Below are 13,082 nucleotides of genomic sequence, written 5' to 3' on the forward strand. Positions count from 1 at the left end.
CCAAAAAAGAAGGCATAAATTTTCAGACTGCGTCAGAAATAGATGCAGTTTTTTTGTCGCTTTAGCATAAAAAAACACCAGCTAAGCTGGTGGAATAAAAAATCTTTAGATACAAGACGTTCCTTCTTTGGTATGCATTTGATGTGTTCGTCAATGATACCCAAAGGAAGACAGTGTGTTATGAACGACAGTCAAAGCTTATCCCATACCAAATGGAATTGCAAATATCATATAGTTTTTGTACCAAAATTTCGTCGTAAAGCAATTTATCTGAAAATAAAAAATGATATGGGAAAAATTCTCAGGCAATTTTGTGAACAGAAAAAAGTAATAATAGAAGGGGAGATGTGTGCAGATCATGTACATATGTTAGCAGCTATCCCTCCCAATCTAAGTGTCTCATCATTTATGGGATACTTGAAAGGAAAGAGTTCTTTAATGATATTTGATAGACATGCACATCTCATTATGCTTAGAAATACCCCTCTTGTTCTTTCTTTGCTTGGTGCGGACAAGGATTTGACTGTTTCAACCAATTACAGAACCTTGAATAAAGTTCTCAGGGAAAAGCATAAATTGCCTGTTGATGTAATGAAGCAAGTACCAAAGGCAATGACTGATCCTATTATGATTTTTAAATCCGCCACTGTTGCTAATGACTATGTGATGATGCTTGATTTAAAAGATAATAAAGGGGCAACCGTTGTTGTGCCTGTCTCTTTGAATTATGATGGTATCGCAAATTATACCGTCAATTATGTTCCGAGTGTATACGGTAAAGCAAATGAAAATACAGGAAAACCAAATAATAATTGGTTTATCAATCAAATTGAACAAGGAAATCTTGTTTATCAAAACAATAAAAAAAGCCGTGAGTGGCGGACATCTTCAGGGCTCCGATTGCCAAGGGTTGGTTCCGATCTAATCACTCACGGCAAGAATAAGAATATCTTAACAGATGTTGATTTGTCAAGTGCAAAAAGTGCTAACCCTACGTATTATCAAAATTCTTCCCCTCGCGGGCTTATCCGGTTCAATCCAAAGACACAGGAAGCAATGATTACCGTGTTCAAAGACAAAAAAAATTTTTCCACTGTCCTGCATGAAACAAGCCATTACTTTTTACAGACACTGGCTAATGCCTATCAAATGGAAAATGCTCCGGCATGGGTAAAGGAAAACTTTGAAACGCTTGCAAGAGAAATGGGTTTTGACCCAAGTCAGCCGCTCTCCACAGAAACACATGAACGCTTTGCAAGATTTGGAGAAGCTTATTTTAGAGAAGGCAAAGCCCCACGGGAAGAACTTGCCGGGGCTTTCAGCATGTTCAAAGGCTGGCTTACTTCCTTATACCGTTATGTGTCAAAGCTGCTTGGCAGGGACAGTCTGAACGATGAAATACGCAGTGTCTTTGACAATATGCTGGAGACAGAGGAACAGATTGAACAGGCAAAACGAAACAGGGAAAAGGAAAGCTCCATTCAGATACTGGCAAGCAAATTCAACCTCAAACAGGAACAGCTTGATTTACTGCAAAAAGAAAAGGACAGAGCGGATAAAAAGGCTTCCGCAATTATTTTACTCAACAAAATACAAGGCTTGAAAAATGCAGAAGAGAATGCCAGAAAGGAAGTTTCTGAAATTGTGTGGACTTCTGATTATTACAATTCTCTGGACACTATACGTAAAAATGGAAAAATAAGCTTTGAAAGTCTGCTGGGATTTTTAGATGAAGATACAGCAAACAGTATCAAAACAAAATGGAAAGATTATTTTTCAGACAGCGAAAATGCCATGAGTATTGATGAGGCTGCAATTTATTTCAATACTTCAGCGGAACAGTTTATCAATCTTTTATTCAATGAACTGCCTGCAAAGGATTATATTGACCGGTATGTGCGGAACGCAAGGAATAAATTTGAGGCAAGTTTCAACGCTGATGTGGAATACATGGGGCTTGATAACGATGTGCTTAATCTTGAGATTGAACTTATGGGCGGACAGAAAATTGATTTGAAAGCACTTGATACCGCCCTTTCTGAACGGGCTGACAGAAAAGCCGGAGAAGATTTGGACAGGGACTATGAACGGCTGAAAATGTCCATTGAAAAGAAAAGCTCCATGCTTCGGGATTTGCTGAATAAAAAAGAAGATACCGCCACTAAAAAAGAAATCTTAAAACTCAAAGAACAAATGCGGATTATGCGGGCAGATCTGAAAGCCAACTATGAAAAGAAAATGGAACGGGATAAAACTGTCCGGGCAGTCCGAAAAGAAGTAAAATCAAAATCTGTGCCTGAAGAATGGCGGCAGCAGATTTTACAGCTGGTGCAAAAAGTGAAAGGGCTTGGCACGCCTGCCATGACTGCGGACAGGAATATTCCAAGCTGGCAGAAGTTTAAAGACGCAAAGTTTGGAGCAGAAAAACAGGATTTGGGAGTGGAGCTTGCTGCTCCGCCTATTCCGGAATGGCTGGAGAATTTGGCGGAATCTATTTCCTTATCAGAGCTCAGCACTGCTGATTTGAAAGACTTGCGGACAGGCATAAAATCTCTTGCCCATATCGGCAGAGCTGAAAGAACTATTCTTGACGGACAGGAAAGGAAAAGAGTGCAGGAAACAGTCAATGAGTGTACTGAAAATATGGGGAAAATTACCCAAACAAAATATTTAACCGACAGGGAAAAAGCGGAATTTATCGGAGGAATAGTTGATAAAACTCGTGGTGTTGTTGCTCTTATGACCCAAATGCGGGACCTTTTCAGACGTGCTGACGGGTACACAAAAGAGGGAACCGGACCAAACAGCAAATATATCACACAAAGGATACATGATGCACAGGTTCGGGAACTGGGGCTTACGGACAGTTTTCAAAAAGAATTTTCCAGCATTTGGCAGCCCATAGCGATACATTCAAACTTTACCAAAGAGTTTGTGATTGAGGGAATACAGCTTCCAAAGGAACTTATGCGGCGCTGGGGCGGTAAATTCAGCAAAGACAGAGTGATTGCCGTTGCTCTCAATATGGGCAATAAAGGCAATTTGGACGCTCTGATGAAAGGCTATGGCTGGACTATGGAAGATTTAGGAAAGATTATTTCCACCTTGTCAGAAGAAGAACTTTTTGCTGTTCAGAAAACATGGGACATGCTGGAGCGGCTGCGTCCTCACCTTGAAAAAACATACAAGGAAATGAACGGCGTGGATATGAAACTGGTTGAAGCGCAGGCGATAACGGTTACTTCCAAAGAGGGAGCAAATATAACCTTGCGAGGCGGTTATTATCCTTTGCAGTTTGACCCGGAACTTGCCCAAAGCATAGGAGAAAAAGAAAAAATAGACAATATCCTGAATGCAAATGCATTTTTACCCGCAAAGCCGACAGTACGCAAAGGCATGACTATGGCTCGTACCGGCTCTAAAAAACCGCCGTTGTTGTCCTTTGTGAGCGTTGTCAGCAGACATTTGGAAGACAGTATCAAATATGCTACCCATGCCGCAGCTGTGCGTGATGTGTATAAGATTGTTAGCAATGCAGAGTACAGGGATAGTTTTGTCAGCGCTTTTGGTTCGCAGGCTTATGAACAGATTGCGCCATGGCTGAAAGCCTGCGCCACTATAAACAGGGAACCAACACACGAATTAAAGAAGTTTGCAAAGTTTTTGACTTCAAGAGGCAGCTTGTTTGCTATGGGGCTTTCTTTGCGGACTTCATGGATGCAGTTTACCAGTATTGGCTCTTCCATCAAGGTTGACGGCTTGGGCAATTTTATGAATGGCTGCTGGATGTTTATAACCAAGCCAAGAGAAACTGTAAGAATGGTTAAAGAAATGTCTGCCTACATGAACAACAGAACAAAAATATATGACAAGACAGTTGCTGATACGCTAGGAAAATATAATCCTAATGCAACAGCTTTACGGGTAGGAAATCATATTTTCACCAGACAGCAGTTTGACAGCGCCTGCTTTGCTCTGACGGCTATGGCGGATATGGCGGTTGCTGTTCCTACATGGCTTGGCAAATATAATGCAGAAATAAAGAAGGGGCTGACAGAACAGGACGCAATCAGAAAAGCGGACGAAGCTGTGATTATGGCACAGGGCAGCGGCATGACTATGGATACAACATCCCTTATGCGTGAAAAAGGGGCGTGGGAGTTTCTGCTGATGTTTATGTCCTTTGCCATGAACTGGCAAAACAGGCAGCGCTTTTATTTTGCAGGGTACAAAGAATATCTGAAAGGCAATCAGTCTGAAATTGACCATAAAGAGTTTTTCAGCCACATTGCCCTTGAATGGATTATGCCGCCTGTGCTTACGGTTGCCATGCTGTCCTTGCAGGATGACGAGTACACGCTGGAAGAAGCAAAAGACGATTTAATGAATGAAGCTGTTTCTTACTGGCTTATGGGTGTGCCGATTATCCGGGATATTTACAGCGGTATCGGGTATGGCACAAAGTTTGGGGAAACGGCAGCAAGCAAAGGAATTGAACTTGGCAAACAGGTTTATAAGGATATGCGGAAAATGCAGGAGGGAAAAGATATGTCTTATTCCACCATGAAGCATATTATCAACTTCGTGGGTTTCAATCTGGGTATTCCTACAAATTCTTTCTTCAGAGTTGGAGAAGGCACTTACGAATGGCTTGAGGGGGATGCCGGAATAGGTGCTATTATCTTGGGCAAGCCGTATAGATGATGATTTTAAAACAGTTAATGTTCGCTTTTTAGTTTTGTATAATCATATTGGCAGCAAAGAAGCAGTATGAAATTTATGCAATTTTTTACATAAATTTACTTGACAGTATGCAAAAAATTGCATAAAAATATCTTCAGGACGGAGGAAAAATGAAAAGAAAAGACATACTCCGAAAATTGGCAGAGGCAGGGTTTATCATTGAAGAGGGTAAAAAACATACCCACGTTATAAAAGACGGTAAAATGATAAGCGTGGTAAGCAGACAAGCAGAAATAAAAGAAAACATTGTCCGCCAAATTCAAAAACAAACCGGGGTAAAATTATTACCATAAGAAAGGGGGAATTTTCCCCCTTGCCCCGTAGCATATAGAGGGCTATTTATGAGCAGATATTTTTCTATTATTTTCAAAGCAAAAGAGGGCGGTTTTATAGCTCTTTTTCCCGATATTCCAGAGGCATTTACGCAAGGAGAAGATTTGGCGGAATGTGTGGATATGGCAAAAGAGGTTTTAGATGAGGTTTTAGAAAGATATACTTTAGAACGCAGGAAACTGCCTGTACCGTCTTCTCTTGAATATATAGAGAAAAAAGCGGATGAAGAAATTGCAGAAAACGGCGATACATTAGACCTTTCTTTCAAGCCTCTTTTTCAATATATCGAGGCGGCGGAAATGGATGTGAAGCCTGTAAGAATTACTGTTAGCTTCCCAAAATCAACCCTTGAAACTATTGACAAAAAAGCCGATAAATTAGGAATGACCCGTTCAGGGTTTTTGGCTAAATGTGCATTGGCTTATTGAATAATCAAACGTAAGATAAAGAATAAAAATAAGCCCCCGTCCGGGGGCTCTTTTGTCTTTTGTTGGTTTTGCCTACCAATATTTGTTTGTATTTAGTTATAATATTTTGTATTGTCAAGAAAAAGAAAAAATATAAAATCAATAAAATAATAGGGGTATTTTTAGGGGTACAAATAATTATAGTTTTATGTTATTTTTAGTAAAAATAAGTTATTATGATGTAAGTTGTAATCTCCCCCTTGCACAATAAACCACCTGCTATGCAGGTGGAATTAAAAATCTTTAGATACAAGAATGTCCTCCTTTGGTATACATTTGTTGTGTTCGCTAATGATAACCAAAGGAGGACATTTCTATGTCTGGAAATCAAAGTTTATCTCATACCAAATGGAATTGCAAATATCATATAGTGTTTGCCCCAAAATATTGTCGTCAAATAATTTATAATAAATTAAAAGAAGATATTGGCAGGATTTTACGTCAGCTCTGTGAACAAAAGAAAGTAGAAATATATGAAGCCAATGCGTGCAAAGACCATATCCACATGTTAGTATCTATTCCTCCCAATCTAAGTGTATCGTCATTTATGTGGTACTTGAAAGGAAAGAGTTCTTTGATGATATTTGATAGACATGCCAATTTAAAATACAAGTATGGCAACAGACATTTTTGGTGCAGGGGCTATTATGTTGATACAGTAGGACGCAATAGAGAAAAAATAGCGGAATACATTCGAAATCAATTGAATGAAGATATAATCAATGACCAAATGACGTTCAAAGAATACTTTGACCCGTTTACGGGCAGTAAGAATAATTAAGGCAATGGTGAGCTACTTTAGTAGCAGCTTGTGAATGTAATGCGATTGGCGAACACTTCAAAACGCCTTTAGGCGTAAGCCAGTAATATGCCCTTACAGGGCTGGAGAAAACCACCGGCTTAGCCGGTGGTACTTATTTGAGTGGGTTTTATTTCGTATTCGTTCGTTATCATTCGTTTACATTCGCAAAGATTGAGATATGAAAGGGGCATAGACAAAACTGAAAAAAGGAGTGCGTATCCCTAGTCTGTCTTTGGCCGATAGTATAAAAAAGCGGGGTAAAAATTTATTCAGCTTGCTTTTTTATATTTTTTATTTCAATATTTGCAATGCCATTCCAAAACCATATCCCGCTATGGCCTATCATATCTTGGACTATTCCGGTTTTTGATATAAAATATCCCACTTTCGTTCACGATATGAAAGGCAAGGGGTGAAGCGCTATAAGATGAGCCGTATCAGGTAGTTGCCGGCAACAGGTCATATGTTTATGTAACTCCTGACGAGGGACAGAAAGGGCGTATCAGATATTTTATTAGGCTCTTGACTAGTATCTCATATAGAAATTATATATAACTATATGGAATACAATAGAATAAGCAAGTATAAAATAAAAAAAATTATTAAATGCTTTGCAGAGGATTTAACTGCAACATCTACGAGTAATTTACTTGGTATAAATCGTAATACCATAAATGCATATTACAATCTTTTAAGGGAAAAAATTTTTCTTTTCTCTCTGGAAGAAGAGAGAAAAGAATTGGGTGAATTTGAACTTGATGAAAACTATTTTGGTGCCAGAAGAGTGGGAGGTAAACGCGGACGAGGAGCAGCTGGAAAAACACCTGTATTTGGAGTGCTGAAACGAGAAGGAAAGGTGCATGTCAACATAGTTCCACGATGTTCCAAAGAAGAATTAATGCCTATAATTCAGGGTAAAATCCTTGAAGGTTCTACAATTCATACAGATGGTTGGAGAGCATATGACGGATTAATTTTAAATGGTTATACCCATTATAGACTATTTCACCATGAAAATGAATTTACAAGGGGAAAATCTCATGTGAACGGAATAGAAAGCTTCTGGAGCTTTGCTAAAAGACGATTAGCAAAGTTTAATGGTCTAACAGATGAAAAGTTTATCTTGCACTTAAAAGAATGTGAGTGTAGATTTAATTTTAGAAATGAAAATTTTGAGCAATTTTTAATTGAAATCTTCTTTCAAAAATAGAGATGATAGTCTAAACCCTTTTATTATAATGGCAAAGGGAATATCTGCATGATACGTGCTTATTTAAGCCGGTAAGAGGTAATTCCTTTATATTTGATGCAATTGATTTCCGGGTCTTCTTCCAGTCTTTTTTTATATGTTTCAATATCCGCAACATTACGTGATGATAAAAACGTTTCCAGTTCAAAGCTGTTCATGGGGTGTCGTTGGCAGATGTTTTTTATTGCTTCGTAGTGGTCGGACACATCGCTGAAAAAATTACCGGTGCTCAGCATGTCGATAGAAATGGCGGATAATTTTTCAACCGCTTTTTGAATTTGTTCCTTGCTTGGGGGCTCTGCGAAGGATTCCGCAGGAGGGCGGACAGGAGTATTGATATAAACCCTGTCGTATTTGATTTTCGGAAGTATGGCGGCAAATTTGCTTAGCGAAGCGTCGTCGTCATTCATACCTGCAAGAAGCATGATTTCAAGCCAGAGTTGCCCTTTGTATTTATGGGAAAATTCAATCAATCCTTTTTGCGTATCTTCGTATTTTACGGAAAAATGCGGGCGGTTGATTTTGCGGAACGTTTTTTCGTCGTAAGCATCCATGGATGGCAAAACGATATCGGCATTCAGGAGGGCGTTTTGCACGGCGCTGTCTGCAAGCAGGGAGCTGTTGGTTATTACCGCAACGGGAACATCTGAAATTTCTTTTATTTTATCGATAAGTTCGCCCAATCCGCTGTACAGCGTAGGTTCGCCTTCCCCCACAATGGAAATGACATCAAGTTTTTGCAAGCTTTTTTGGTAATGGATAAATTCATCAACTATATCGCGCACCGGAAAAAACAGTTTTCGTTCTGACTGCATGTGTTTCGTCCTGCCCAGTTGGCAGTAAACGCAGGAATAGGAACAAGTCCTTTCCGGAATGGGGCTTATTCCCAGTGAAACGCCCATGCGCCGGGAAGGAACAGGACCGAATAAATATTTATATGAGTTTTCCATTTGAAATCCCCTTTGAAATCTTTCTGATGTGCTGCATAGTCTATTCTTAATAATGGCAAATGTTAAGAGTTAATTTCGGTGTATCACCGGATGATGATTTTACCTGTTTTGCAATGATAAAAAATTTGCACTTGTTACTTTCTATTGGGCATGTTTTTTGCTGTTTACGATTAATATAAGGAGTTAAATATGGATGTAAATACTACGGATTTGGTTTTGCCTGCGGGGTTACAGGATTTTTTGGAAGAAAATGCGTTGATATGTCCGCCAATTCCGTTGGCGATTTTTCCTCTTTTGGAAGAAAGGGAAGAGAATTTTTTTGCAACGGATTGGTCTGTTGTTTCACAGCCTTTGAATTTTAATGAACATTGGGCTGGAAATTATAAAGTAAAATACTGGCTTGAACCATGGCACGCAATTCTTTATAAGGGTGATAACTCTTATTTATCCAAAATTCTTAATGCAGGTTTTGACGGCGTGTTCCTTGATGTTATCGACGCGTTTGCTTATTTTGAAACCAAAGCATTTTCGTATGATATTCATAATGCTTATGCCATATCATCATATTTTTAGAAGATTGCTTTGCCGTTAACTTCCCGCAGTGACGCTGGATATACAGTCCCTCCCGCTTTATCATTGCGGGCGTTAGAAAAGCAATCTATTACGGCTTCAGCGTAAAAAACACCGGTTTAGTTACTGTCCCCAAAAGTTGGACAACGCCGGTGTTTTTTTTATTTTTAAATTGGTTTAAAATGGTTCATATGGCTATTTTTAAATTCAATACGATATTGTACCAAACAATGAGCAGTGATAAAAGTTTAAAAATTGGTCTCACTTTTGGTTTGTTTTGGTTTTTAAGTTTTATTATAATAATATTCAATTATTTTATAATATTAAATTATATATTATAATTATTTTTCAAAAATATATTTAAATTTTTTATAATTGGTTGACAAATTGGTTGTAATTGGTTATTAAAAAATCATAGATAATAAAAAGGTAAAACCAATGAGTGAAATGCAATATGCCAAACTATCGACAAATAGTTTACTCAATCAATTAAAACAGTTTTTGACCGCCAATAATTTCCAGGTCGGCGATAAGCTTCCTGCTGAACGTGCGTTGGCGGAAGAGTTTAAAGTGAGCCGTTCAAGCATTCGAAAAGCTTTAAAAACGTTGGTGGATAAAGGAATAATCGAAAGCAGGCAAGGGGGGGGCAATTATTTGAAAATTCCCGATGTCGACCCTATCGCCAGTGAAATTTTGGATGCTGTCAATCGTGAAAGTTCGTTGTTTGAGCAGGTGACCGAATACAGGTATTATCTGGAGCCGATAATCGCGCGGTTAGCGGCGCAAAAAAGAACGGAAAAGCAACTTAATCAGTTGAAATTAATTGTTTTTGAACAGCAAAGGCGTAAAAGTTTGGAACTTCCTTTTGACGGCAAGCTGGATGCGAATTTCCATTTGCAGCTGGCGAACTGTACCGGAAATTTTTTGTTTATCGAAACGATGAAAAGGCTCAATAGGATTTATTCCGAAGGCAGAAGCGATGAAGTGAGAGATGATGAATGGAAGGAATTTTCCATTAAGACGCATTTGCAAATCATTGATGCGATTGAAAATCGGGATTCCGATCTTTGTGAGAATTTATTGCGGGAACATATTCTGACTGTGAAGGATAAGCACATTTTTGCAAATAAGAAAGAGTGAGTCATGTTGGTACCTGTTGTCATATATGCCTGTTTGGGGGCTGTTGCCGGTATTTTGGCGGGCTTGTTGGGGGTCGGCGGCGGAATTGTCATTGTTCCCATGCTCAGTGTCACTTTTGCGATGCAAAATTTGCCTCATGAATTGATAATGCATTTGGCATTGGGCACCTCAATGGCGAGCATTATTTTTACTTCTTTTTCCAGCGCGATGGCGCATAATGGAAGACAGTCCGTCTTATGGAACCTTGTGAAAATAATAACACCAAGCATTATACTAGGAACGTTTTTCGGGTCTTTTATCGCTTCAAAAATTCCGACGCGGTATTTGCAACTTTTTTTTGCATTGTTTTTATTGGTTGTGGCTTTTCAAATGTTTTTCGGAAAAAATCCGAAAGCGAACAGGCAGCTGCCTGACTCCTTGGGAATAAGTCTGTTCGGAGCAGTCATAGGTATCATTTCCAGTTTGGTCGGTATCGGAGGCGGCACAGTATCCGTTCCTTTCATGGTTTTTCATAATGTCGAGCTGCGAAAGGCAATCGGAACATCTTCTGCAATAGGCATTCCTATTGCCGTTGCCGGAGCTGCGGGATATTTGATAAATGGTTTGTCAAATCCTGATTTGCCTGAATATTCTTTGGGATATATTTATTTGCCTGCTTTATTCGGGTTGGTTTTGTTCAGCTCCCTGACTTCACCCGTAGGCGCCAAACTGACCCATTCATTGCCGGTGCATAGGATTAAAAAGTATTTTGCGTTCTTACTCTTGGTTGTCAGTATAAAAATGTTTTTAGAAACAATTTAATCTTGAAAGGGATAAGGGGGTCATATGAAAAACACAGCTGATATTTTTTGCGGGGTATTTTTTCTCCTGATTTGCGCAGTCGCTGTTTGGAGCGTTTCTTCCCTGCCTGAGGCTTCCGGGGTTGATTATGTCGGTCCTGGAACACTGCCTAAGTTTGCCATCGCCATATTGGCTCTTTGCAGTTGTTATCTTATTTTGAAAGGTTTCATGGTCAAAGCTCCCAAAAAATATTTACCGGAAAAGAAAGTATTTTTAAAAATTTGTATGGTTTTGATTTTATTTTATCTTTATTTGGCTTCCGTAACATGGCTCGGTGATTATTTTTTGAGTATGGAAAATCCCGTTTTTCTTTACGGCGGCGGTTTTGGAATAAGCACCGCACTGTTTCTTATGATTATTTTGCCTTTTTTGGGACGCAAAAATCCTGTTGAAGTCATTGCGGTTTCCCTTGTCACAACCGCATTGCTGATTGTTGTTTTCGGAATGTTTTTTAAAGTCTTGTTACCATAACATTTACGGAGTGGAATATGTTTGCCGAAGTATTGGAAGGAATTTTAAATGCGATGTCTTTAAGCAGTTTGCTTGCGAATTTAATGGGTGTCGTGTTAGGGATTATTTTTGGAGCATTGCCCGGACTGACTTCCGCCATGGGAGTAGCCCTGCTTATTCCGTTAACTTTTGGAATGCCCTCTATTGACGCGTTTTCCGCTTTGCTCGGAATGTATGTCGGCTCTATCTACGGAGGGTGCATCACTGCGATTTTGGTAGGTACGCCCGGAACCGTCGCGGCGGCGGCAACCATGCTGGAAGGACCCGCACTAACGGCAAAAGGGGAATCAAGAAGAGGTCTCGATATGGCGACAATAGCTTCCTTTATAGGCGGTATATTCAGTTCCTTGGTTCTTGTCACTATCGCACCGTTGCTTGCGAAAGCGGCGATGTCTTTCGGCGCGCCTGAATATTTCGCCGTGGCGGTTTTCGGTCTTGCCATTGTGTCTTCCTTATCTTCCGGAGAGGTTATCAAAGGGCTTATCGCCATGTCTTTGGGCTTATTGTTTTCATGTATCGGGTTGGACCCTATCACCGGCGACATGCGCAATACCTTTGACAATCCCAATCTTTTCAACGGGCTTTCACTGGTACCAGTTTTAATCGGTTTATTTGCCGTATCGCAAGTTCTTGTCACCATTGAAGACGTGATTGCGGGAAAAGGAATAAAAGAAGCGCGGGTAACGCAAAAAGGCTTGACCATAAAAGACATAACAAGCAATACCGTGAATTTTTTCCGCTCCTCGATAATCGGAACAATTATCGGCATTATTCCGGCAACCGGGGTAAGCGCCGCGTCATTTCTGGCGTATTCCGAAGCCAAAAGAAATTCTAAAACGCCTGAACAATTCGGCAAGGGGTGTTTGGAAGGCATTGCCGCAACCGAATCTTCCAATAACGCGGTTTGCGGCGGGGCGTTAATTCCTTTATTAACGCTCGGTGTTCCCGGTGACATTGTCACGGCTATCATGCTTGGGGCATTGATGATACAGGGGTTGACTCCCGGACCGCTGCTTTTTGTTGAACATCCCGTTACGGTTTACGGTTTGTTCGCGGCTTTTGTCATCGCCAATATTTTTATGCTCGGCACCGGATTGCTGACCGTCCGCGTTGCGGGCAAAATCATCGCTATTCCGGGAAATTTGCTTATGCCCGTGGTGCTGACGCTTTGCGTCGTCGGCGGGTATGCGGTGAACAATTCAACCTTTGACCTTTTGGTTGTCGCAATTTTCGGTACCTTGGGATATTTCATGCAAAAATTCGATATTCCGCAGCCTCCGTTATTGCTTGCAATGATTTTATCACCGATAGCCGAAACCAATTTCAGAAGGGCATTGTCTATTTCCCAAAATGATTACAGCATATTTTACACCAGCCCGGTAACCTGCATTATTTTGTTTGTCAGTTTGTTGATTGTTTGCAATCCGATTATCACAAAGGCTGTCCGTCATATCAAATCCAAAAAATAGGAGGAACTT

The 13,082-nt window shown here is 40.0% G+C and carries 11 protein-coding genes; 10 read left to right on the plus strand and 1 reads right to left on the minus strand.

From position 1 onward, the window contains the following. The first annotated feature begins 180 nt into the window (after positions 1-180). From tnpA (JBF11_RS01595) to JBF11_RS01615, 5 genes are all read left to right on the plus strand, one after another. On the plus strand, positions 181-4,704 hold the full coding sequence (tnpA, locus tag JBF11_RS01595; protein ID WP_417168624.1) for an IS200/IS605 family transposase: 4,524 nt from the start codon (positions 181-183) through the stop codon (positions 4,702-4,704). A gap of 149 nt (positions 4,705-4,853) precedes the next feature. Further along, entirely contained in the window at positions 4,854-5,036 is a 183-nt protein-coding gene (locus tag JBF11_RS01600; RefSeq protein WP_334315635.1) for a type II toxin-antitoxin system HicA family toxin, read from the plus strand. A gap of 48 nt (positions 5,037-5,084) precedes the next feature. Then, a complete protein-coding gene (locus tag JBF11_RS01605) occupies positions 5,085-5,504 on the plus strand; it encodes a type II toxin-antitoxin system HicB family antitoxin (RefSeq protein WP_334315636.1) in 420 nt (139 codons plus the stop codon). 355 nt (positions 5,505-5,859) lie between these two features. Beyond that, the gene (gene tnpA / locus JBF11_RS01610; protein ID WP_334315637.1) at positions 5,860-6,324 is read left to right on the plus strand and encodes an IS200/IS605 family transposase; all 465 of its coding nucleotides are present in this window, start codon (positions 5,860-5,862) and stop codon (positions 6,322-6,324) included. 580 nt (positions 6,325-6,904) lie between these two features. Further along, positions 6,905-7,555, plus strand: a complete 651-nt coding sequence (locus JBF11_RS01615) for an IS1595 family transposase (RefSeq protein WP_417168625.1) — start codon at positions 6,905-6,907, stop codon at positions 7,553-7,555. Between the two features lie 59 nt (positions 7,556-7,614). On the opposite strand, the gene JBF11_RS01620 is transcribed toward JBF11_RS01615, so the two are convergent. Beyond that, complete coding sequence (locus JBF11_RS01620; RefSeq protein WP_334315638.1) at positions 7,615-8,544, minus strand: radical SAM protein; 930 nt, start codon at positions 8,542-8,544, stop codon at positions 7,615-7,617. Positions 8,545-8,733: 189 nt separating this feature from the next. On the opposite strand from JBF11_RS01620, the gene JBF11_RS01625 reads away from it, so the two are divergent. From JBF11_RS01625 to JBF11_RS01645, 5 genes are all read left to right on the plus strand, one after another. Continuing rightward, complete coding sequence (locus JBF11_RS01625) at positions 8,734-9,117, plus strand: hypothetical protein (RefSeq protein WP_334315639.1); 384 nt, start codon at positions 8,734-8,736, stop codon at positions 9,115-9,117. 435 nt (positions 9,118-9,552) lie between these two features. After that, a complete protein-coding gene (locus JBF11_RS01630) occupies positions 9,553-10,254 on the plus strand; it encodes a FadR/GntR family transcriptional regulator (protein ID WP_334315640.1) in 702 nt (233 codons plus the stop codon). A gap of 3 nt (positions 10,255-10,257) precedes the next feature. Next, on the plus strand, positions 10,258-11,055 hold the full coding sequence (locus JBF11_RS01635; RefSeq protein ID WP_334315641.1) for a sulfite exporter TauE/SafE family protein: 798 nt from the start codon (positions 10,258-10,260) through the stop codon (positions 11,053-11,055). Between the two features lie 24 nt (positions 11,056-11,079). Next, a complete protein-coding gene (locus JBF11_RS01640) occupies positions 11,080-11,565 on the plus strand; it encodes a tripartite tricarboxylate transporter TctB family protein (protein WP_334315642.1) in 486 nt (161 codons plus the stop codon). Between the two features lie 17 nt (positions 11,566-11,582). Further along, the gene (locus JBF11_RS01645; protein ID WP_334315643.1) at positions 11,583-13,073 is read left to right on the plus strand and encodes a tripartite tricarboxylate transporter permease; all 1,491 of its coding nucleotides are present in this window, start codon (positions 11,583-11,585) and stop codon (positions 13,071-13,073) included. Positions 13,074-13,082: the final 9 nt, after the last annotated feature.

The organism is Taurinivorans muris, assembly GCF_025232395.1.
In the GTDB taxonomy this organism is placed as follows: Bacteria; Desulfobacterota; Desulfovibrionia; order Desulfovibrionales; family Desulfovibrionaceae; genus Taurinivorans; species Taurinivorans muris.